The 22064-nt window shown below is 67.4% G+C and carries 19 protein-coding genes and 1 tRNA gene; 6 read left to right on the top strand and 14 right to left on the bottom strand.

Features of this window, described 5'->3' with window-relative positions; translation table 11 throughout:
• Window positions 1-134: 134 nt before the first annotated feature.
• Window positions 135-1220 carry a DUF5694 domain-containing protein gene (locus ACORJG_RS13050; protein ID WP_427789607.1) on the top strand — a complete coding sequence of 362 codons (1086 nt, stop codon included), beginning with the start codon at window positions 135-137 and terminating at the stop codon, window positions 1218-1220.
• A 74-nt stretch (window positions 1221-1294) separates the two neighbouring features.
• Window positions 1295-2086 carry an SDR family oxidoreductase gene (locus ACORJG_RS13045; RefSeq protein WP_427789605.1) on the top strand — a complete coding sequence of 264 codons (792 nt, stop codon included), beginning with the start codon at window positions 1295-1297 and terminating at the stop codon, window positions 2084-2086.
• Between the two features lie 10 nt (window positions 2087-2096).
• On the opposite strand, the gene ACORJG_RS13040 is transcribed toward ACORJG_RS13045, so the two are convergent.
• From ACORJG_RS13040 to fsa, 3 genes are read right to left on the bottom strand one after another with little or no spacing between them, the layout of a single operon-like run.
• The gene (locus tag ACORJG_RS13040; RefSeq protein WP_427789603.1) at window positions 2097-3026 is read right to left on the bottom strand and encodes a tyrosine recombinase XerC; all 930 of its coding nucleotides are present in this window, start codon (window positions 3024-3026) and stop codon (window positions 2097-2099) included.
• Window positions 3008-3709 (bottom strand): DUF484 family protein, encoded by a 702-nt coding sequence (locus ACORJG_RS13035; RefSeq protein WP_427789601.1) that lies wholly within the window; start codon window positions 3707-3709, stop codon window positions 3008-3010. The genes ACORJG_RS13040 and ACORJG_RS13035 overlap by 19 nt, the downstream gene beginning before the upstream one ends.
• A 24-nt stretch (window positions 3710-3733) precedes the next feature.
• The gene (fsa, locus tag ACORJG_RS13030) at window positions 3734-4387 is read right to left on the bottom strand and encodes a fructose-6-phosphate aldolase (RefSeq protein WP_003166309.1); all 654 of its coding nucleotides are present in this window, start codon (window positions 4385-4387) and stop codon (window positions 3734-3736) included.
• 174 nt (window positions 4388-4561) lie between these two features.
• Between fsa and ACORJG_RS13025 the strand changes: the two genes are divergently transcribed.
• The gene (locus ACORJG_RS13025; protein ID WP_427789599.1) at window positions 4562-6724 is read left to right on the top strand and encodes a primosomal protein N'; all 2163 of its coding nucleotides are present in this window, start codon (window positions 4562-4564) and stop codon (window positions 6722-6724) included.
• Between the two features lie 40 nt (window positions 6725-6764).
• On the opposite strand, the gene ACORJG_RS13020 is transcribed toward ACORJG_RS13025, so the two are convergent.
• The 10 genes from ACORJG_RS13020 to ACORJG_RS12975 form a co-directional block, all read right to left on the bottom strand.
• Window positions 6765-6849, bottom strand: a tRNA-Leu gene (locus tag ACORJG_RS13020).
• A gap of 91 nt (window positions 6850-6940) precedes the next feature.
• On the bottom strand, window positions 6941-7948 hold the full coding sequence (locus ACORJG_RS13015) for a fumarylacetoacetate hydrolase family protein (protein WP_427789597.1): 1008 nt from the start codon (window positions 7946-7948) through the stop codon (window positions 6941-6943).
• Between the two features lie 67 nt (window positions 7949-8015).
• Window positions 8016-8306 (bottom strand): hypothetical protein, encoded by a 291-nt coding sequence (locus tag ACORJG_RS13010; protein WP_427789595.1) that lies wholly within the window; start codon window positions 8304-8306, stop codon window positions 8016-8018.
• Window positions 8297-8770 carry a methyltransferase family protein gene (locus tag ACORJG_RS13005; protein ID WP_427789593.1) on the bottom strand — a complete coding sequence of 158 codons (474 nt, stop codon included), beginning with the start codon at window positions 8768-8770 and terminating at the stop codon, window positions 8297-8299. The genes ACORJG_RS13010 and ACORJG_RS13005 overlap by 10 nt, the downstream gene beginning before the upstream one ends.
• A complete protein-coding gene (locus ACORJG_RS13000; protein WP_427789591.1) occupies window positions 8767-9852 on the bottom strand; it encodes an isoaspartyl peptidase/L-asparaginase family protein in 1086 nt (361 codons plus the stop codon). The genes ACORJG_RS13005 and ACORJG_RS13000 overlap by 4 nt, the downstream gene beginning before the upstream one ends.
• 277 nt (window positions 9853-10129) lie before the next feature.
• A complete protein-coding gene (locus tag ACORJG_RS12995) occupies window positions 10130-10399 on the bottom strand; it encodes an ATP synthase F1 subunit epsilon (protein WP_346530436.1) in 270 nt (89 codons plus the stop codon).
• A 3-nt stretch (window positions 10400-10402) separates the two neighbouring features.
• Window positions 10403-11923, bottom strand: a complete 1521-nt coding sequence (atpD, locus tag ACORJG_RS12990; RefSeq protein WP_427789589.1) for a F0F1 ATP synthase subunit beta — start codon at window positions 11921-11923, stop codon at window positions 10403-10405.
• 37 nt (window positions 11924-11960) lie between these two features.
• Window positions 11961-12830, bottom strand: coding sequence for a F0F1 ATP synthase subunit gamma (locus ACORJG_RS12985; RefSeq protein ID WP_303698890.1), 870 nt, complete (start codon window positions 12828-12830; stop codon window positions 11961-11963).
• A gap of 37 nt (window positions 12831-12867) precedes the next feature.
• Window positions 12868-14400, bottom strand: a complete 1533-nt coding sequence (gene atpA, locus ACORJG_RS12980; protein ID WP_427789587.1) for a F0F1 ATP synthase subunit alpha — start codon at window positions 14398-14400, stop codon at window positions 12868-12870.
• Window positions 14401-14467: 67 nt separating this feature from the next.
• Window positions 14468-15022, bottom strand: coding sequence for a F0F1 ATP synthase subunit delta (locus ACORJG_RS12975; protein WP_427789585.1), 555 nt, complete (start codon window positions 15020-15022; stop codon window positions 14468-14470).
• Window positions 15023-15354: 332 nt separating this feature from the next.
• On the opposite strand from ACORJG_RS12975, the gene ACORJG_RS12970 reads away from it, so the two are divergent.
• Genes ACORJG_RS12970 through lepA form a run of 3 tightly spaced genes read left to right on the top strand, consistent with a single transcriptional unit; the run spans window position 15355 to window position 18866 of the window.
• Window positions 15355-16182 (top strand): TerC family protein, encoded by an 828-nt coding sequence (locus ACORJG_RS12970; RefSeq protein WP_427789583.1) that lies wholly within the window; start codon window positions 15355-15357, stop codon window positions 16180-16182.
• A 26-nt stretch (window positions 16183-16208) separates the two neighbouring features.
• The gene (locus ACORJG_RS12965) at window positions 16209-16997 is read left to right on the top strand and encodes a glutaminyl-peptide cyclotransferase (RefSeq protein ID WP_427793051.1); all 789 of its coding nucleotides are present in this window, start codon (window positions 16209-16211) and stop codon (window positions 16995-16997) included.
• Window positions 16998-17057: 60 nt separating this feature from the next.
• Window positions 17058-18866 carry a translation elongation factor 4 gene (lepA, locus tag ACORJG_RS12960; protein ID WP_427789582.1) on the top strand — a complete coding sequence of 603 codons (1809 nt, stop codon included), beginning with the start codon at window positions 17058-17060 and terminating at the stop codon, window positions 18864-18866.
• A gap of 109 nt (window positions 18867-18975) precedes the next feature.
• Here the strand turns inward: lepA and ACORJG_RS12955 are convergent, their stop codons facing one another.
• Window positions 18976-21774, bottom strand: a complete 2799-nt coding sequence (locus ACORJG_RS12955; protein ID WP_427789580.1) for a M14 family metallopeptidase — start codon at window positions 21772-21774, stop codon at window positions 18976-18978.
• Window positions 21775-22064 lie beyond the last annotated feature (290 nt).

The following is a 22064-nucleotide window of genomic DNA, read 5'->3' as shown; positions in this document are numbered from 1 at the left end:
TCGGCTGAAATCAGAACGGCGCGCCCTGCACAGGGCGCGCCGTTTTCGTTAGGGACGGATTGCGGAAACTTAACTTGCCCGGACGCGGCCCGGCCCTCAGCTTCACGGCGGTTTTCAGGAGCGAGGGCGAAGCGATGCGTTTGGGACTTTGGCTGGCGGCGGCGGCCTGTGCGGCGATCGGTTCGGCCGCTGTGGCGCAGGATTATCGTCCCACGTTTCATCCCGACCAGTTGAAGGGCCCCCCGGCGGGCGCTCTCAATGAGGTTCTGGTGCTGGGCTCGCCGCACCTGTCCACCCTGCCGGGCAGTTTCCGGTCCGAACGGTTGGAGCCCCTGTTGACGCGGCTGGAAGCGTGGGCGCCGACCGCCATCGCCATTGAGAACCTGTCGGGCCTGCAGTGCGACGCCATGCGGCGTTATCCGTCGCGCTACGCCGAGACGGTCGAGGACTACTGCTATGACCCTGCCGAGGAAGGGCGGGCGCTGGGTCTGGACGTGCCGACAGCTAATGCCGAGGTCGAGCGCCTGCTGGCGACGTGGCCCAGGTCGCCGTCGGCGGGCGAACGACGGCGCCTGGCGGCCCTGTTCCTTGCAGCGGGAGAGCCCGCTTCCGCCTTGCTTCAATGGCTGCGTCTTCCCGCAGACGAACGCGTGGCGGGCGACACGCTGACGGACGACATGGCGGCGACGCTGAACCGCCGCGTGACGAGAAAGAATGAGGTTGAACTGATCGCCGCTGTCCTGGCGGCTCGGCTGGGCCATGAGCGTCTGTGGCCCGTGGATGACCACACGGCGGACTTCCCGACCCCGCCGAATGAAGAAGAAGCTCAGGGCAAGGCCATCATGGCGGCCTGGGACAACCCCCATGTCCAGGCGATAAGGGATATGGATCAGCGACTGGAGGCGGATCTGGACCAGGCAGACGGCCTGCTGAACATCTATCGTGCCTATAACAGGCCGGAGACACAGATGCTGGCCTATCGCGGCGACTTCGGCGCCGCCCACGTCGAGACCTCGCCGCAGGCGTTCGGGCGCCGCTATGTCGGCTATTGGGAGACCCGCAACCTGCGCATGGTCGCCAATATGCGCGACGTGCTGGGGCGATACCCGGGCACGCGGATGCTGACCATCGTCGGCGTCTCGCACAAGGGCTATTATGAAGCCTATCTGAACCAGATGCATGATGTGCGCCTGATCAGTTCGGACGAGGTGCTGAAGTAGGCGCTCGCCCTCGCAATCTGCGCCCGGCGTGACCATGTCCCTGTCAAACCACTACACAGTCAGGGATCAAGGGCATGGACCTTCAACTCACCGGCAAGCGCGCTCTTGTCTGCGGCGGCTCCAGCGGTTTGGGGCGGGCGGTGGCGACGGCCCTTGTGGCCGAGGGCGCGCATGTGGCCCTGCTGTCGCGTGATGCGGGAAAGCTTCAGACCGTGGTGGATGAGCTGAACGCCATGGGGCCGGGCAGGGCGATCATCGCCCCGGCCGATCTGGCCGATCATGACGCCCTGCTGGAGGCGGTGGACGTCGCCGAGGAAGGACTGGGCGGGCCGATCCAGATTCTGCTGAACAACACGGGCGGACCGCCGCCGTCGGGCGTGGCTGGGCTGGACCCGGCGCTGTGGCGCGAACACTTCGAGGCGATGGTGCTGTCGGTCTTCCGCCTGACCGACCGGGTGATGCCGGGGATGCGGTCGATGGGCTGGGGGCGGGTGCTGAACGTCGCCTCGACCAGCGTGATCGAGCCGATTGGGACGCTGGGCGTGTCCAACACCCTGCGCGCCTCGGTGGCGGCCTGGGCCAAGACGCTGGCCGGCGAGGTGGCGGCTAATGGGGTGACGGTCAACACCCTGCTGCCGGGCCGGATCGACACGCCGCGCATCGAGCGGCTGGACGCCGCCCGCGCCGCCGCCACCGGCGTCGAACCCGCCGAGGCGCGTGCGGAATCGGTCAAGACCATCCCGGCCGGACGCATCGGCACGCCCGAAGAGTTCGGCGCCGTCGCCGCCTTTCTGGCCAGCCCGTTGGCGGGCTATGTCACCGGGTCGCTGATCCGCATCGACGGCGGGGCGGTCAAGGCCGTCTGATGCGCTGGCTTCAGCCGCGCGGGTGGGCTTGGGCGTAGGCCGCCAGCAGGCGGGCGGCGTCGACCTGGGTATATTTCTGCGTCGTCGACAGGCTGGCATGGCCGAGCAGTTCCTGAATCGAACGCAGGTCGGCGCCCGCCCCCAGCAGATGGGTGGCGAAGCTGTGCCTCAACGCATGGGGCGTGGCCGAGGCGGGCAGGCCGAGGCGTCCGCGTAGCCGCTGCACCGTCGCCTGCACATGGCGGGCGCTTAAGGGGCCGCCCCGCCGCGCCCGGAACAGGGCCTGATCGGCGTCGATGACGAAGGGCTGCAGCGCCAGATAGGCGTCCGTCGCCTCGCGCACCTGCGGCAGGACGGGGACCATCCGCGTCTTGTCGCCCTTGCCGGTGATGCGAAGGCTGTCGGGCAGCGGGGCGTCCGATCGCTTCAGCGACAGGGCCTCCGAAATCCGCAGGCCGCAGCCGTAGAGCAGGGTCAGGACGGCGCGGTCGCGCGCGGCCTCCCACGGCTCAATGTCGGGATCAGCCTCGGGTTCGTGCAACAGGCCTTTGGCCTGATCCTCGCTGACGGGGCGGGGCAGGGACGGCTTGACCTTGGGCCCACGCACCAGAGCCAGCTGCGGCGTCGCCACGCCGAGGCGTCGGTCGAGGAAGGCGTGAAAGCCCCGGATGGCGGCCAGCGTCTGGCTGAGCGAGCGGGCGTTGAGCGGGCGGTCCCCACTGCGGCGCTCGGCCAGATGGGCGCGGACTTCCGCCGCCGTGACCGAGCCAAGATCAGCCGCGCTCTGCGGCCCGCCGCGATGGCGCTCCAGAAAGGCCAGATACAGCCGCCCGATGTGGCCATAGGCTTCCAGCGTGCGCGGCGACAGGCGGCGCTCATGGGCCAGATGCTCCAGCCAGGCGGCCAGAGCGTCCTGCGCGCTCAGGCTTCCAGCGGCCATCGCCCCGCCATGCGTTCGACGACGCGGGCGACAAAGGCCACCAGTTCACAGCCCATGGCGGGGGTGAAGCCGTCGTCCTCGCCTGAGCCGAAGGCGCACAGGGCCGCGCGCGGCGCCTCATCGCCGGGGGCGTTCAGGCTCATCCGCACCAGGGCGACCGAGGCGACTTCGCCCTCGGCCGGTCCGAACAGGCTGAGGCCGGTGAAGTTGGGGCCGAGCCAGTGCAGGCCGTCCTCGCCCAGCAGGGCGTCGACGCGGCCCGGCTCCAGCGCCTTCCAGCCGAAGGGGACGGCGCCCGGCTTCTCGATCGCCACGGCGGCGCCCGCCAGACCGAACCGGCCCTGCGCCACGGCGTCCAGATGGCGCGCCAGTTCGGCGTGGGTCTGGGCCTCCATCAGATCCAGAGCGGCGACGTGGGTCTGGGTCTGGGCGGCGAAGTTGGCGCGGGCGATCTCTTCAATCAGCTTGCGCGCGCCCGCTTCGCGCTGGGCCACGGCCTCCAGCCGCGCCAGGGCGGCGCGGCCGAAGTCGACGACGTTGCGGCCGCTGGCGGTCAGGCCCAACTCTTCCAGCAGGGCCCGGTCATCCAGCAGGTGTTCGGCGTGATCTTCCAGCCAGGCGCGCACCTGCGGCCAGTGCAGACTGTTCGCCGGGTCGGCAGAGAGGTCCAGGGAAGTGCTCAAGCGGGACCTCTCATCGGGTCAGAACTACAGGATGGACTGACCGGTCTTGCCCCAGTCCGCCAGGAACGCATCCAACCCCTTGTCGGTTAACGGGTGCTTGACCAAAGCCTTGAAAACGTCAGCCGGGATGGTCGAGGCGTCGGCGCCGGCCAGGGCGGCGGCGGTCACATGGTCCGCATTACGCACCGAGGCGGCCAGGATTTCGGTGCTGAAGTCGTGGATGTCGTACAGGGTGCGGATGTCTTCCAGCAGGCCCACGCCATCTGCCCCGACATCGTCCAGACGACCGACGAAGGGCGAGATGAAGGTCGCGCCCGCCTTGGCCGCCAGCATGGCCTGGGCCGCCGAGAAGCACAGTGTCACGTTGGTCTTGATCCCCTTGTCGGCGAAGGCGCGGGTGGCGCGCAGGCCATCCCAGGTCAGCGGCAGCTTGACCACGACGTTGGGGGCGATGGAGGCCAGCTTGTCGCCCTCCTTGACCATCGTCTCGAAATCGGTGGCCACGGCCTCTGCCGAGATCGGCCCCTCGACCAGGGCGCAGATTTCGGCGATGACCTCGGCGATGTTGCGACCCGACTTGGCGATCAGGCTAGGATTGGTGGTGACGCCGTCCACCATCCCGGTGGGCAGCAGGTCCTTGATGACGGCGACGTCGGCGGTGTCGAGAAAGAGTTTCATGAGGAAGAGTTCTAACCCTGACCAACGCGAAGGGCGACTCCGATTCTTCTCCTCCCCATTCCATGGGGAGGGGGACCACGTAGTGGTGGAGGGGCCTGTCCGGTTTGAAGCGGCCCCTCCGTCACGGCGCTGCGCGCCGCGCCACCTCTCCACGCAGTGTGGAGGAGAAGCCGCGTGAAGGTCGCCTCCGTCCTCATCCCCCTGCCGGTGCCGGAAGCCTTCGACTATGCGGTTCCCGAGGCGCTGTCGGTCGCGCGCGGCGATCAGGTCGCTGTGCCGCTGGGGCCGCGCCTGATCCGGGGCGTAGTGGCCGAGGTATTCGAGACGACCGGCTCCAATCGCAAGCTGAAGGCGGTCGAGCAGGTGCTGGACGATCCGCGCCTGCCGCAGCGGACGCTGGACTTCGTCGAATGGGCGGCGCGCTGGACTCTCAGCCCGCCCGGCGAGATGGCGGCGACGGCGCTGAAGGGCCTGCGCGCGCCCCGACCACGGCCCGAGCGGCGGGTGCGGCGCGTCGAGGGGCGCAGTCCCGCTCGTCCGACCGCGGCGCGCACGGCGGTGCTGGAGGCGCTGGGCGCGCGGTCCATGCCTGGCCCCGATCTGGCGCGGGCGGCGGGCGTCTCGTCCGGCGTGGTCAAGGGGCTGGTCGATGAAGGCGTGCTGGAGGCGTTCGAGGTCGAGGCCGTCGCCGCCTTCGATGCGCCCGATCCCGACCATGCGCCGGCGACGCTGAACCCCGATCAGGCGGCTTCGGCGGCGGCCATTGCGGACGCGGTGGCGGCGGGCGGTTTCTCCCCCTTTCTGCTGGATGGGGTGACGGGCTCGGGCAAGACCGAGGCCTATCTGGAGGCGGCGGCGCGGGCGCTGCGGGCCGATCCGGCGGCGCAGGTGCTGATCCTGCTGCCCGAGATCGCCCTGACCCAGGCGGTGATCGAGCGCATCACCGCCCGCTTCGGCGTCGCCCCGGCCGAATGGCACTCCGGCGTCGCCCCGCCGCGCCGGCGTCAGGCGTGGGAGGCGGTGGTCGCCGGGCGCTGCAACATCGTGGTCGGCGCGCGCTCGGCTCTGTTCCTGCCTTACGCCAACCTGCGCCTGATCGTGGTGGACGAGGAGCATGACGGCTCGTTCAAACAGGAGGAGGGGCTGGTCTATCACGGCCGCGACCTGGCCGTGGCGCGGGCGCGGATCGAGAGGGCGGCGGTGGTGCTGGCCTCGGCCACTCCGTCGCTGGAGACGCTGTGGAACGCGCATCAGGGGCGGTATCGCTGGCTGAAGCTGGCGGCGCGGCACGGGGCGGCGGTCCTGCCCGAGATCGGCCTGATCGACCTGCGCGAATGTCCGCCCGACCCGCAGACCTGGCTGTCTCAGCCCTTGCGTGAAGCCATCGGCGAGACGCTGGCGCGGGGCGAGCAGAGCCTGCTGTTCCTCAACCGACGCGGCTATGCGCCGGTGGTGCTGTGCCGGTCGTGCGGGCATCGGCTGACGGCGCCGGATACGGATTCATGGCTGGTCGAGCATCGCTACACCGGGCGGCTAGTCTGCCACCTGACCGGCTTCTCCATGCCGAAACCCAAGACCTGTCCGTCATGCGGGGCCGAGGACTCGCTGGTGCCGGTCGGGCCGGGCGTCGAGCGGGTCGAGGAGGAGGTGCGCCAGCTCTTCCCGCAGGCGCGCACCGCCGTCTTCAGCTCGGACACCGTGCCGGACGGCAAGTCGGCCCGCGCCCTGATACAGAGCATGGCCGACGGAGAGATCGACATTCTGGTCGCCACCCAGGCTGCGGCGAAAGGCCACAACTTCCCGCGCCTGACGCTGGTCGGGGTGGTGGATGCGGATCTGGGCCTGCGCGGCGGAGACCTGCGCGCGGCCGAGCGGACCTATCAGCTTCTGGCGCAGGCCACGGGTCGGGCGGGGCGGGCGGACAAGCCGGGCCGCGCTCTTCTGCAGACCTGGACGCCCGAACATCCGGTGCTGCAGGCGCTGGCGGCGGGCGACCGCGACGCCTTCGTCGAGGCGGAGATGGCCGAGCGCGAGGCGGCGTCCCTGCCGCCGCACGGGCGTCTGGCGGCGCTGATCCTGTCCAGCGAGAACGCGATGGCGGTCGAGAAGGTCGCCCGCGATCTGGCCGAGGCCATCCCCAACGCCGAGCGGCTGGAGGTTTACGGCCCCGCCGACGCGCCCCTGGCCCTGGTGCGCGGGCGACGGCGCAAGCGGCTGCTGGTGCGGGCCGACCGCGACGTGAACCTGCAGGCCTTCCTGCGCGCCTGGCTGGCGCGGGTGAAGGTCCCGGCCTCGGTGCGGCTGACCGTGGACGTGGATCCGTATAGTTTTCTGTAGAGGCGCGGCGCGGTTAGCTGCCTGCGCTGAAATCGACATATGGTGCCGGTGGTCGGACTCGAACCGACACTCCTTGCGGAACCGGATTTTGAATCCGGCGCGTCTACCAATTCCACCACACCGGCACGGTCTGGATCAAGGCGGCGCAATCTAGCGGCGGCTGTGGTCGCGTCAATCGGTGAAGCGCAGCCGCCGCCAGTTTTTAGATCAGACGACTCAGACCGGCTCCACCGTCTGTTCTATGGCGCCGAACAGGCTGTGGTTCTTTTCGTCCAGCATTTCGATGCGAACGCTGTCGCCGTGCTTGAGGAAGGGGGTCTTGGCCGCGCCGGTCTGGATGGTCTCGACCGTGCGGATTTCGGCGATGCAACTGTAGCCGAGGCCGCCTTCGGACACCGGTTTGCCGGGGCCGCCGTCGGCGTCCTTGTTCGATACCGTGCCCGAGCCGATGATCGTCCCGGCGCTCAGGGCGCGGGTCTTGGCCAGGTGGGCGATCAGGGTGCCGAAGTCGAAGGTCATGTCGACGCCCGCATCGGCGCGGCCGAACTCCTGGCCGTTGACCTGAACCAGCAGGGCGCCGTGCAGCTTGCCGTCCTGCCAGCGGGCGCCGAGGGCGTCCGGGGTGACGAAGACCGGCGACAGGGCGCTGGCCGGTTTGGACTGGACGAAGCCGAACCCCTTGGACAGTTCGCCGGGGATCAGGCCGCGAAGCGAGACGTCGTTGACCAGACCGACCAGCCGGATCGCCGCCAGAGCTTCTTCGCGGCTGGCGCCCAGCGGCACGTCGCCGGTGACGACCACGATCTCGGCCTCCAGGTCGCAGCCCCAGGCCTCGTCCTTCAGCGGGATGTCGTCGCGCGGCGACAGGAAGCCGTCGGAACCGCCCTGATACATCAGCGGGTCGGTCCAGAAGCTCTGCGGCATCTCCGCGCCGCGCGCCTTACGCACCAGCTCGACGTGGTTCACATAGGCCGAGCCGTCCGCCCACTGATAGGCGCGGGGCAGGGGGGCGGCGGCCTCATGCTCGCGGAAGCGGCCGCGCGGCACGGCTTCATGCTCCAGGCTTTGTGCAAGCGCGCGCAACAGCGGCTCGCAGCGCTCCCAGTCGTCCAGCGCCGCCTGCAGCGTCGGCGCGATCAGAAAGGCGTCGGTGAACCAGTTCAGGTCGTTGGAGACGACGACGAGGCGGCCGTCACGGCCGTGCTTGAGCGAGGCGAGTTTCATGAGGTGAAGCTAGTCTTGGCTGAGGCGATTGGGAAGCGGTGAGATGACCGACGCGAGCGCTGTTCGGTCAACGGTCAGGCGGGGTGATGACGGCGCGGGCCTCGGCGCCGACCTGTCGGGCCGGGTCGCGGACCTCGACCTCGACGATGACGGCCCCGGCGGGTTCATGCGACCACAGGTAGCGGCGCTCGATCTCGACCGTGCGGCCGGACGGCGCCATGCCCTCATAGGTATCGCCCCATGGGGTGATGGCCTTCATCTCGACCCAGCGCAGGCCGCAGGCGGCGTCCAGTTCCTCTATGGCCATTTCCGACAGTTCATCGGCGTGAGGCTCGGGCGTTTCGGAGCTTACAGCCATCGGCGGACTCTTTCTTTGTAGGCCGCGTATTGGCTGCCGAATCGGTCAGCCAGATAACGCTCTTCACGGGCGATGACGAAGCGGTCGATGACGATCAGACAGGGCAGGATGAGGCCCAGTGCGACCGGGCTGTCCATCGCGACCGCGAACCCCACGTAGGTCAGGGCGAAGCCCAGATAGATCGGGTTTCGGCTGAAGCGGTACAGCCCGCCGGTGGCCAGCGCCGTGGTCGGCTTCCATGGCTCGGGCGGGGTGCCCAGGCGGCGGAAGGTTCCCGCAGCGATCCCGTCCAGCAACAGGCCGCCGATCACCAGCACGAAGGCCAGACCGCGCCGCCAGTCCGTCGCCAGCCCCAGCGAGGGCTCGTCGATCAGGCGGCCGATGCCGAACCCGGCCAGCAGGAAGGCCAGATAGATCAGCGGCGGGGGCGCGAGGACCCCCGCATGGTCGCGACTGGCGTTCAACGCGCGCCTTCTTCGTCGCCGTAGATGGCCACGCGCGCAGGCGATGTCGAGGACACCGCCCCGCGATACATCCCCGAGGTGTTCATCGAGAAGGCGTGGACGCCGTCCTTGCCCATGACGATAACGCCGCCGTCGCCGCCGATGGATCCGACCTCGGCGATTTCGGCGTCGGCGGCCTGCTGCACGCTGGCGCCCTCGGCGGTGCGGCGGCAGATGTCGCGCGCAACCGTGGCGCGGATGAAATACTCGCCCGTGCCGGTGGCCGAGACGGCGCAGCCGTCGGCGTTGGAGGCGTAGGTGCCCGCGCCTATGATCGGCACGTCGCCGACCCGGCCCCAGCGCTTGGCCGTGGTGCCGCCGGTCGAGGTGCCTGCGGCCAGGCGGCCCTGACTGTCCACGGCCACGGCGCCGACGGTGCCGAACTTGCGCTCGTCCAGCGGGGCTTCATGCAGGTTGAAGGCCAGCGGCGCCGCCGGGCCAAGGCGGGCCGGTTCGGCGGGCGCGCCTTCGGGGCGCGGGGGCAGGGGCTCGCCCGCATCTCGCAGCGCCTTCAGCAGGGCCTGCCAGCGGCTCTCGGTGAAGAAGAAGCCGGGGCCGACTTCTTCCAGCCCGGCCGAGCGGGCGAAGGTCTCGGCGCCTTCGCCGATCAGCATGACGTGGGGCGACTTCTCCATCACGGCGCGGGCGGCGGCGATGGGGTGGCGGGTGCGGGTCAGGCCCGCCACGGCCCCGGCGTTCAGGTCCGTGCCGTCCATGACGGCGGCGTCCAGTTCATTCTTCCCGGCCGAGGTGAAGACGGCGCCCTTGCCCGCGTTGAACAGGGGGTTCTCCTCCATCACCTCGATGGCGGCCTGAACGGCGTCCAGCGACGAGCCGCCGCGCGCCAGCACGGCCGATCCGGCGTCCAGCGCCGCCTGCAGGCCCGCGCGATAGGCAGCGTCGCGCTCAGGGCTGAGCTGGGCGCGCTCGATCACCCCTGCGCCGCCGTGAATGGCCAGCGACCATTGCGGCGCAGTCTGAGCAGAGGCCGATGAGGCCAGAAGGGCGACAGCCGCAGCGGCGGCGAAGGCGATGAATTTCATTTCAGGCTCCCCGGTTGTTGCTTCTCTCCGGCTAATGAACGCTGATGACGCTGGAGGCAGGCGGGCTGGAGTGAGACCATCCTACTCGCCTGTTGCGCCACAGCCGTATCAACGGAGGAACAGGCGAACCTAGTCCCGCTGTTCAGGACTGAGGTCAAGTCGAGCGGTTGCGTCCCTGCCATATGCAGGTCAGCAAAAAGGCGCCGAAGCTGAAAGCTCACGGCGCCTTATGTCGCTTGTGCAGAGCCGGACCGAAATCCGGCGCTGTTCAGAAGCCTCAGGCCGAAGCCAGCTCCGAAGCCTCTTCGGCCAGGATGGTCAGGCCTTCGCCGTTGACGTCGGCGAAACCGCCCTTGACCTCGAAGCGGCGGCGCTGGGCGCCGTCATAGACCGTCACCACGCCTTCGCGCAGGGTGGTCATGAAGGGCGCGTGGCCCGGCAGGACGCCGAAGTCGCCCTCGACGCCCGGCGCATCGACCTGATCGACCGAACCGGCGAAGACTTCGCGTTCCGGGGCTACGAGGGAGAAGTTCAGCTTACCGGCCATGACTTAGGCTTCCGCAGCCATCTTGGCGGCCTTCTCGACCGCTTCTTCGATAGCGCCGACCATGTAGAAGGCGGCTTCCGGCAGGTGGTCATACTCGCCGTCGCAGATCGCCTTGAACGAGCGGATGGTGTCGGCCAGTTCGACGAACTTGCCCGGCGAGCCGGTGAACTGCTCAGCCACGAAGAAGGGCTGCGACAGGAAGCGGCTGATCTTACGGGCGCGCGACACGACCAGCTTGTCGTCTTCCGACAGCTCGTCCATGCCCAGGATGGCGATGATGTCCTTCAGCGCCTTGTACTGCTGCAGGATCTCCTGAACGCGACGGGCGACGGTGTAGTGCTCTTCGCCGATGACCAGCGGGTCCATGATCCGCGAGGTGGAGTCCAGCGGGTCCACGGCCGGGAAGATGGCCTGGGCGGCGATGTCGCGGTTCAGAACCGTGGTCGCGTCCAGGTGGGCGAACGAGGCGGCGGGCGCCGGGTCGGTCAGGTCGTCAGCCGGGACGTAGATGGCCTGGATCGAGGTGATCGAGCCCTTCTTGGTCGAGGTGATGCGCTCCTGCAGGTTGCCCATCTCGGTGGCCAGCGTCGGCTGATAGCCCACGGCCGACGGGATGCGGCCCAGCAGAGCCGACATTTCCGAACCGGCCTGCGTGAAGCGGAAGATGTTGTCGATGAACAGCAGGACGTCCTTGCCCTCTTCATCGCGGAAGTACTCGGCCTGGGCCAGGCCGGTCAGGGCGACGCGGGCGCGGGCGCCGGGGGGCTCGTTCATCTGGCCGTAGACCAGGGCGCACTTGGAGCCTTCACCGCCGCCGGCGACGTTCACGTTCGACTCGATCATCTCGTGATACAGGTCGTTGCCTTCGCGGGTGCGCTCGCCCACGCCGGCCAGAACCGAATAACCACCGTAAGCCTTGGCGATGTTGTTGATCAGTTCCTGCATGGTCACGGTCTTGCCGACGCCAGCGCCGCCGAACAGGCCGGTCTTGCCGCCCTTGGTGTAGGGGCAGATCAGGTCGATGACCTTAATGCCGGTGACCAGGATTTCCGACGAGGTCGACTGCTCTTCGAACGAAGGCGCCTCGCGGTGGATCGGGCGGAACTCGGTGGTCTTGATTGGACCGGCTTCGTCGATCGGCTGGCCGACGACGTTCATGATGCGGCCGAGCGTGCCCGGGCCGACCGGCGCCATGATCGACTTGCCGGTGTCGACGACGGCCTGGCCGCGCGTCAGACCTTCGGTCGTGTCCATGGCGATGGTGCGGACCATGTTCTCGCCCAGGTGCTGGGCGACTTCCAGGACCAGGGTGAAGGGCTCGCCCGTCTTCTGGTCGACGTTCTGGGTTTCCAGAGCGTTCAGGATGCCCGGCAGGTGGCCGTCGAACTCAACGTCGACGACGGCGCCGATGACCTGGGCGATCTTGCCCTGGCCCGCGATGGCGGCGGGAGCGGCAGCCGGAGCGGCCTTCTTGGCGGCCGGCTTCTTGGCGGCGGGTTTCTTCGGGGCGGTGGTGTCGGTCATCGGTGCTTGTCCGTGTCGAATGTCAGCTGTGTCGGGATCAGAGCGCTTCAGCGCCGGCGATGATCTCGATCAGCTCGGTGGTGATCTGAGCCTGGCGGGAACGGTTGTACTGCAGCGTCAGGGCGCTGATGAGGTCGCCCGCGTTGCGCGTGGCGTTGTCCATCGCGGCCATCTGGGCGCCGAAGAAGCCGGCCTGGTTTTCCAGAAGGGCGGCCAGGATCTGCGTCGTCAGGTTGCGCGGCAGCAGGGTCTCGAGGATGTCCTCTTCCGACGGCTCATACTCATAGAGCGCGCCGGCGTCGGCCGAGGCGTCGGCGTCGACTTCGGCCGGGGCCAGCTGACGCGACGACGGGACCTGAGAGATCACCGACTTGAACTGGCTGTAGAAGAGGGTGACCTTGTCGGCCTCGCCCGCCTCGAACTTTTCAGCCAGCAGTTCGGCGATCGGCTGGGCCGAATGCAGGCCCACCGTCTTGTGCTCGCTCAGCTCGAAGGTCTTGACGACCTTGTCGCCGAACAGGCGGGTCAGCTGGTCGCGCGACTTGCGGCCGACGGCCACGATCTCGACCGTCTTGCCGTTGGCGATCAGGCTGTTGATGTGGTCCCGCGCGGCGCGGATGACGTTGGTCGAGAAACCGCCCGCCAGACCCTTGTCGGCCGTGGCGACGACGACCAGGTGCTTCTGGTCGGCGCCGGTTCCGGTCATCAGGCGCGGGCCGTCGTCGCCGACGCCCGCCGCCAGGTTGGCGATGACCGAGGCCATCCGCGACGCATAGGGGCGGGCGTTCTCCGCCTGCTCCTGGGCGCGCTTCAGCTTGGCCGCGGCGACCATCTGCATGGCTTTCGTGATCTTCTGCGTCGCTTTGACGCTTCCGATCCGATCGCGCATTTCCTTGAGGCTAGCCATCCGGCTCTGCTCTTCCTTTGACTACAGGGCCGAACGATCAGGCGAAGGTCTTGGCGAAGGCCGCCAGGATGTCCTTCAGCTCGGCTTCCAGCTCGGGCGTCAGGGCCTTCTTGGTGCGGATGCCTTCCAGCAGCGAGGCGTGGTTGGCGTGAACGCGGGCCAGCAGCTCGCTCTCGAAACGGCCGACCTGCGACACTTCGATGCCGTCCAGATAGCCGCGCGTGCCGGCGTAGATCGACACGACCTGCTCTTCAACCGCCAGCGGCGAGTACTGCGGCTGCTTCAGCAGCTCGGTCAGGCGGGCGCCGCGCGCCAGCAGCTTCTGGGTCGAGATGTCCAGGTCCGAGCCGAACTTCGCGAAGGCGGCCATTTCACGATACTGGGCCAGTTCGCCCTTAATCGAACCGGCGACCTGCTTCATGGCCTTGATCTGGGCCGAGGAACCGACGCGCGACACCGAAATGCCGACGTTCACGGCCGGACGGATGCCCTGATAGAACAGGTCCGATTCCAGGAAGATCTGGCCGTCGGTGATCGAGATCACGTTGGTCGGGATGTAGGCCGACACGTCGTTGGCCTGGGTTTCGATGATCGGCAGGGCGGTCAGCGAGCCCGAGCCGTAGTCCTCGTTCAGCTTAGCCGAACGCTCCAGCAGGCGGCTGTGCAGGTAGAAGACGTCGCCCGGATAGGCTTCACGGCCCGGCGGACGGCGCAGCAGCAGCGACATCTGGCGATAGGCCACGGCCTGCTTGGACAGGTCGTCATAGATGATCAGGCCGTGCATGCCGTTGTCGCGGAAATACTCGCCCATGGCGGTGCCGGCGAACGGGGCCAGGAACTGCAGCGGGGCCGGTTCCGAGGCCGTGGCGGCCACGACGATGGTGTATTCCAGCGCGCCCGACTCTTCGAGGGTCTTGACGATCTGGGCCACGGTCGAGCGCTTTTGGCCGATGGCGACGTAGATGCAGTACAGCTTGGCGGACTCGTCGTCCGACTTGTTGACCGTCTTCTGGTTCAGGATGGTGTCGATGGCGACGGCGGTCTTGCCGACCTGACGGTCGCCGATGATCAACTCGCGCTGGCCGCGGCCGACCGGGATCAGGGTGTCGATGGCCTTCATGCCCGTCTGCATCGGCTCGTGAACCGATTTACGCGGGATGATGCCGGGGGCCTTCACGTCGACGCGGCGACGCTCGGTGAACTGGATCGGGCCCTTGCCGTCGATCGGCTCGCCCAGCGGGTTGACGACGCGGCCCAGCAGGCCCTTGCCGACCGGCACGTCCACGATCTCGCCCAGGCGGCGCACGTCGTCGCCCTCGGCGATGGCGGCATCCGCCCCGAAGATCACGGCGCCGACGTTGTCGCGTTCCAGGTTCAGGGCCATGCCCTTCACGCCGGCCTTCGTGAACTCGACCATTTCACCGGCCTGAACGTTGTCGAGGCCGTGGATGCGCGCGATGCCGTCGCCGACCGACAGCACCTGGCCGACGTCCGAGACATCGGCTTCCACGCCGAAGTTGGCGATCTGCGACTTGAGGATGGCCGAGATTTCGGCGGCGCGGATATCCATGATGGGCTCTTTCGGCTTTCGTCTTCGGTGCGGGCCCGCTGGCCCGGCTTAAACTGGAATTCGGGGCTTAGGCGCGCTTCAGCGCAAAGGTCATCTGGTCGAGCTTGGTCTTCAGCGAGGCGTCGAACAGTTTCGAGCCCACCTTGACCTTCAGTCCGCCCAGGATCGTCGGATCGACGCGGGCGGTCAGTTCGGGGTCGCGGCCCAGGGCGGCGCGCAGCTCGGCCTGGATCTTCTTGGTCTGGGCGGCGCTGAGCGCCACGGCCGAGACCACCTCGGCGGCCACCACGCCCGTCTTCTTGGCGTACAGCGCCTCGAAGGCGGCGATCACGCCCGGCAGGTCCGACGCGCGGCCGTTCTGACCCAACAGGCCCAGGAAGTTGCGCGTGGTCACATTGAACTTGGCCTGGTCGGCGATGGCCGTCAGGCCCTTGGCCTGATCCGCCGACGCCACGACAGGCGAGGTCGCCAGACGGCGCAGGTCCGCGCTGTCCAGCCAGGCGGCCTTCAGCGCGCCCAGATCGGCGCGCACAGCGTCAAGCGCCCCCGTCTCGTCCGCGAGGTCGAACAGCGCCTGTGCATACCGTTCGCCGACTTCCGTCGTCCTGAAATCGTCCGCCACTTATATTGGTCCGCGTCTGAAGCGATTGTCGCAAGACCGGCCGCAGTCGCCTGCGCCAGCCAAGGGCCTGATATGCTTTAAGAAAGCACGCTGGGGACGCATCTTGCGATACGCCCTTCGCTAAAGCCGCGCGGCTGATACCATGCAAGGCCGCAACCCGCAACCAATGGGCGCGGAACGATAACGCCGCACCCGCGCTCTCTTTGGTCGAAGACGCCCCGGTCAAGCTGGAGCGGTGTGAGGAGCCTGCGACGATGACGCCGCCGCCGACCGCTTGATGCGCGCTCACGCTCCCGTTACCGAAAAAATCTTAACCTCCATCAGGAACCCCGATGCTTGAGAGCATAACCCCGCTGTTGACCGATCCCGCCGCCTGGGCGGCCCTTGTGACCCTGGTGGTCATGGAGGTGGTGCTGGGGATCGACAACCTGATCTTCATCTCGATCCTGTCCAACAAGCTGCCGCCCGAGCATCGCCAGCGCACCCGGCGCATCGGGATCGGCCTGGCGCTGATCATGCGTCTGGGCCTGCTGGCCGCGATCGGCTGGATCGTCGGCCTGACCCAGCCGGTCTTCGATCTGGGCTTCCACGGCGAAACCTTCGACACCGCCTTCTCCTGGCGCGACCTGATCCTGATCGCCGGCGGCCTTTTCCTGGTCTGGAAGGCCACCAAGGAAATCCACCACGCCGTCGACACCACCCCGTCGACCGACTTGCTTGAGAAGGACAAGAAGGACGTCGTCATCAACAATGTCGGCGCCGCCATCGTCCAGATCATCCTGCTGGACCTGGTGTTCTCGGTCGACAGCATCCTGACCGCCGTGGGCATGACCGATCATGTGCCGATCATGATGGTCGCCGTGATCATCGCCGTGACCGTCATGCTGCTGGCCGCCGACCCGCTGGCGAACTTCATCGACAAGAACCCGACCGTGGTCATGTTGGCCCTGGGCTTCCTGCTGATGATCGGCGCAGTCTTGATCGCGGACGGCTTCGGCGTTCATGTGCCCAAGGGTTATATCTACGCCGCCATGGCCTTCTCGGCTATGGTCGAGGGGCTGAACATGTTGTCGCGCAACGCCAAGATCAGGAAGAGCCAGGCTGAGGACGCCGTCAGGGCCTCTCTCAACAAGGCTGAGACCGCCGAGCCGGGCGTCTGATCGTGCGTATCGGGCCGGTCATGGCGATGCTGCTGCTGGCGCTGCCCGCGTCAGCGGCGGCGCAGGCGCTGGGACCGGCCCCTTCTTCTCCGCACACACAGCCTGCGCCTGCCCGTGTTCCGGTCTATGGCTATGAAGTGGTGCGTACGTTCCCCCACGACCCGACCGCCTTCACTCAGGGGCTGGTCATCCGCGACGGCGTGCTGATCGAGAGCACCGGCCGCAATCCTTCCAGCGTACGCCGCGTGCGGCTGGAAGACGGCGTCGTGCTGCAGAAGCACGAACTCGATCCTGAATATTTCGGCGAAGGCCTGACCGAGAAGGACGGCCGCGTCTTCTCCCTGTCCTGGATCAACGGCGTCGGCTTCATCTGGGATGCAGACGATCTGAAGCCCGTCTCACGCTTCAGCTACACAGGCGAGGGCTGGGGGCTGACGCATGACGGGACGCGCCTGATCCTGTCGGACGGATCGGCGGCCCTGCGCTTCTTCGATCCCGACACCCAGGCCGAGACCGGCCGCGTCTCCGTCACCCTGAACGGCCGCCCGGTGCGCCTGTTGAACGAGCTGGAATGGATCGAAGGCGAGGTCTGGGCCAACGTCTGGCAGACCGACTACATCGTCCGCATCGATCCAGAGTTCGGCCGGGTGGTCGGGGTTATCGACCTCAGCGGCCTGCTGCCGAAAGATCAGGTGAAGGATCCAGTCGACGATGTGCTGAACGGCATCGCCTGGGATTCTGAGAACCGCCGCCTGTTCGTCACCGGCAAGAACTGGCCCCTCCTGTTCGAGATCAAGCTGACCGGGCCGAGGTAGGGGCGCCACGGTTTCACGCCTCCCGTGGCGCAATCGCTCGGGTCGTGCTACGCGCGCCGCATGACGACGCCTCCTATTGAACGCATCCGCAATTTCTCGGTGGTCGCCCATATCGACCACGGCAAGTCGACCCTGTCCGACCGCCTGATCCAGTTCACGGGCGGCCTGACCGCGCGCGAAATGTCCGAGCAGGTGCTCGACAACATGGACATCGAGAAAGAGCGCGGGATCACCATCAAGGCGCAGACCGTGCGCCTGAACTACAAGGCTAAGGACGGGCTCGACTACGTCCTGAACCTGATGGACACGCCGGGCCACGTCGACTTCGCCTATGAGGTGTCGCGCTCGCTGGCCGCCTGTGAAGGCTCGATCCTGGTGGTGGACGCCTCGCAGGGCGTCGAGGCGCAGACGCTGGCCAACGTCTATCAGGCCATCGACAACAACCACGAGATCGTCCCGGTCCTGAACAAGATCGACCTCCCCGCCGCCGAGCCGGAGCGGGTCAAGGCCCAGATCGAGGACGTCATCGGTCTGGACGCATCGGACGCCATCGAATGCTCGGCCAAGTCGGGTCTGGGCATCGAGAATGTGCTGGAAGGCATTGTCGCGCGCCTGCCTGCGCCCAAGGGCGACATCAACGCCCCGCTGAAGGCCATGTTGGTCGACGCCTGGTACGACCCCTATCTGGGCGTTGTTCTGCTGGTCCGCGTGTTCGACGGCGTGCTGAAGGCCGGAATGCGCGTCAAGATGATGCAGACCGGCTCGACCCATCTGGTTGATCGCGTCGGCGTCTTCCTGCCCAAGAACACCCCGGTCGAGCAGCTCGGCCCCGGCGAAGTCGGCTTCATCACCGCCCAGATCAAGGAAGTCGCCCACGCCGCCGTCGGCGACACCATCACCGACGAGAAGAAGCCCACGGCCGAACCGCTGAAGGGCTTTAAGGAAGTCCAGTCGGTGGTGTTCTGCGGCCTGTTCCCTGTCGACGCCGCTGACTTTGAAGACCTGCGCGCCGCCATCGGCAAACTGCGCCTGAACGACGCCAGCTTCACCTATGAGATGGAGTCTTCAGCGGCTCTGGGCTTCGGCTTCCGCTGCGGTTTCCTGGGCCTGCTGCACCTGGAGATCATCCAGGAGCGCCTGAGCCGCGAGTTCAACCTCGACCTGATCGCGACGGCCCCTTCGGTCGTCTACAAGATCGGCCTGCGCGACGGGACCGAGATCGACCTGCACAACCCGGCCGACCTTCCGGACGTCATGCAGATCGAGACGATCAGCGAGCCGTGGATCAAGGCCACCATCCTGACCCCCGATGAATACCTCGGCGGCGTGATAAAGCTGTGTCAGGACCGTCGCGGCAGCCAGATCGAACTGTCCTACGTCGGCGCGCGCGCCCTGGTGGTCTATGAGCTGCCGCTGAACGAGGTGGTGTTCGACTTCTATGACCGGCTGAAGTCGATCTCGAAGGGCTACGCCTCGTTCGACTATGAGATCACCGACTATAAGGTCGGCGACCTGGTGAAGATGTCGATCCTAGTCAACGCCGAACCGGTGGACGCCCTGTCGATGCTGGTCCACCGCGCCCGCGCCGAGACGCGCGGCCGCGGCATGGTCGAGAAGATGAAGGAGCTGATCCCGCCCCACATGTTCGTCATCCCGATTCAGGCGGCCATCGGCGGCAAGATCATCGCCCGTGAGACCGTCCGCGCCCTGCGCAAGGACGTGACGTCGAAATGCTACGGCGGCGACGCCACCCGCAAGAAGAAGCTGCTGGAGAAGCAGAAGGCGGGCAAGAAGCGGATGCGCCAGTTCGGCAAGGTGGAGATCCCGCAGGAAGCCTTCATCGCCGCGCTCAAGATGGACGAGGACTGATCGATCTTCGTCGCCTCTTCAGCGCGACGCCTTCAGCCGGAGGCTTATTAAGAACAAGGGCCGCCCGACAGACTGTCGGGCGGCCCTTTTTTATGTTTTCAGTCGGGCCTTATCGGGCGGCGCCGCCCTTTGCGGCCGGGCCGTAGAACAGGGCGTTGAACAGCAGGCGGCTGGAGGCGCGGGCCTGGGCGCGGTTCACCACGTCGGGACCCAGGACGATGACGCGGCCCTGGCCGTGTTCAAGGTCCAGCACGGCGTCTGAGCCCGACAGCTTTTCAGGGCCGATGGCCCAGCCGCTGGAGACCGAGACCTGCTGCGGATAGCGCACCAACGAGGCCCCTTCGCCCGCATGGCGGAAGCCTGCGTTGCGGTTGAAGAAGACGTCCATCTGACGCGGCGCGCCGAAGGTCAGGGGGCGGCTGTTGTCGACCTCAGTCTTCATCACCGCGCCGGGGATGAAGAAGTCGGTCGAGGCCAGAGGCTTGCCGTCTGCGCCGGTCAGCACGTCCTGAACCGGCGCGCCCATGGCGGCGGCCAGTCGGTGGGCCGAGCCGATGGTGACGACGCTGCCGCCCGCCCGCGCAAAGGCGTCCAGTTGCGGCACGGTCTTCTCGGCGGTGATGTGGCCCAGCCAGCTGCGGTATTCGGCGGGGATGCTGTCCGGCGCCGGTTGCGGGCGCTGGGCGGCGGCGGACAGGTCGGCCGGGATCATGTCCGAGGCGAACAGCAGGACCTCGAAGTCCTTGTTCAGGTCGCCCGCGTCGAGACGCTGGGGATAGACGACCTCGAACGGATATTCGAACTGTTCGAGCATCCACTTGGTCCAGCCCGAGGCCATCGAGCCGCCGTAACGATCAACCAGGCCGATGCGGACCGGCTTCAAGGCGATCCGCTCGCCGCCGGGCGCGCGGGCGACGGCGTGGGCGTTCAGGCCCAGATCACGCACGGCGGCCTCGACGATCGGACGGGCCTTGTCGTCTGCGGGAATCCACAGGGCGCCGGGCGCCAGGGCGGCGCGACCCGCGCGGGTCTCGCCTTCCTGCCAGTAGACCGGCACGCCTGCCGCCAGCAGGCGGTTGGTCAGGATGTAGCCGTTGATCGGCGCATGGTCGATCAGCCATCCGGCGCGGCCATTGCCCTCGATCTTGCCGGGCGGCGGGGCCATGACGTCGGCGACGCGCTCGGTCGGCGCCTCGAAGCCGTCGAGGATGCGGTCGAACGTCACGCCCATCTGCATGGCCAGGGTGTAGCCGGTGGCGTCATAGGGCAGGGCGGGCGGGCCGCCCGGATACTGCAGGTCGTGCGGGTGGTCCTGCGGCTCGAACATGTCCAGCACGTGCGGGCGATAGGCTTGGGCCGTCTTCACCACATAGGAGCCGGCCGGATAGGTCTTTCCGCCCACGGTGAAGGCGCGGGTGGCGCGCTCGACGTCGACGCCGGTCTTGATCAGGCTGTTCAGGAAGGCGACGGCGGTGGGCAGGTCGGCCTGGTCCGCGGGAATGACATAGCCGCGCGGGTCGCGACGGGCCGGGTCGCGCAGGACGGTTTCATAGAGCGACGGGTCGACCCCGCGCCGGGCGTCGACCGGGGTCGTCGACGCCGCGTTCAGGGCGTCGACCGCCGAAGGCGTGATGCGCCAGGTGTCGGTATTGCCCTTGTCGATGGCGTTCTGGCCCATGCGCCAGATGTTGAACAGCAGCCGGTCCTTGTTGCGCGAGGCGTAGTTCAGCACAGCGCGGTTGATCGATTTGGAATAGTCGATCGACTGGGCGAAATGCCAGGTCTGCGGCGCGATCGGCATCGGCAGGTCGTTGCGGGCCAGCTGGTTCTGCGGGATCAGGCTGATCTGGCTGGGCGTCGGGTGGCCGGTGATTTCGGTCAGCAGGCCCACGGCGTTGTGGAAATAGGTGATGGAGCGCTCCATCCCGTTGTTCCACGTCGAATAGCCCGCGCCGCTGCGCATGGTCGAACCGGGCTTGCCCTCCTCGATCAGGCGGCTGTGCATGGCGGCGCCGACCTCGGACAGGGTGCCCATGACCAGCGGGTCATAGTTGTAATTGAAGGGGTCGCGGAACGGCGGCATGAAGACAACCGTGCCCGCAGGCGCAGGCTGGTGGTGGTTGTAGATGATCTGCGGGAACCACTCGCGGAAGAACATCCGGTTGGTGTTCGTCGTCTCGGTCATCGCCGAGAGGAAATAGTCGCGGTTGTTATCGTGGCCGACGTACTTCTGATACAGCACGGGGATGCTGTCGTACTCGCGCTTCAGCGGATCGGCGTTGCGCATGTACCAGTTGGACACCAGCTCCCAGCCGTCCGGGTTCATCGGCGTGAACAGGATGATGACGTCGTCCAGAACGCGCAGGGCTTCTTCGTCCTGGGCCGTCAGCCACTCATACAGGGCCGCGATCAGGGCCTGAGGCGGGACCGTCTCGGTCGAGTGCAGGCCGCCGTCGATCCAGATGACCGCCTTGCCCTCGGCCGCCAGGGCGCGGGCGTCGGCCTCGCTGACGCCTTCGGCCTTGGCCAGACGACGCGCGATCTCCTGATAGCGGTCCAGATTGGCCAGGTTGGCAGGCGAGGAGACGATGGCGGTGTAGTGGTTGCGCCCTTCGGACGACTTGCCGATCTCGATCAGCTTCATCCGGTCGGATTCGCCCGCCAGCGTATGCAGATAGCGTTCGAACTGGGTGTAGGTGACCAGGTGGTAGTCGGCGCCGACCTCATGGCCGAAGGCCTGCATCGGCGTGGTCAGGGCGCGGCCCGGTGCGGCGATTGTAACAGCGGGAGCGGCCGCCGTGACGGTGGCGGTTGCGGCCTCAAGCGCCAGGGCGCTGGTCGACGACAGGGCGAGGGCGGCCAGGCCGACGGCCCAACGGGACGCCGGACGGAAGAAGGGGCGGGACATGCAGACTCCTGATGCGTTCACTCGATGAGCCTTCTGCGAGGCTTGGCGGGAACCTTGAACGTTTCAACGCGTGGATGCAATTTGCCTTGCGCGGGTTCGTCGCGCTTTTTTCGAGTAATTTTTCTTCACTTTTGTGCGCAACCCGGGTGATATCGGTCGCTTCGGGGATTTGGGCCCTTAGGGGCCCATCCACTCCGGGTGGACGGGGGAAAAGACTTCGTTTTTCGATGAAAATTCGGGCGTGAAAGCGCGCCGCGGCCTCTGAACCACGAGGAGTTCATTGGAGGGCA

It is taken from the genome of Brevundimonas diminuta (genome assembly GCF_050310045.1).
GTDB lineage: Bacteria > Pseudomonadota > Alphaproteobacteria > Caulobacterales > Caulobacteraceae > Brevundimonas > Brevundimonas diminuta_F.
This window is presented reverse-complemented; position numbering and strand designations above follow the sequence as displayed.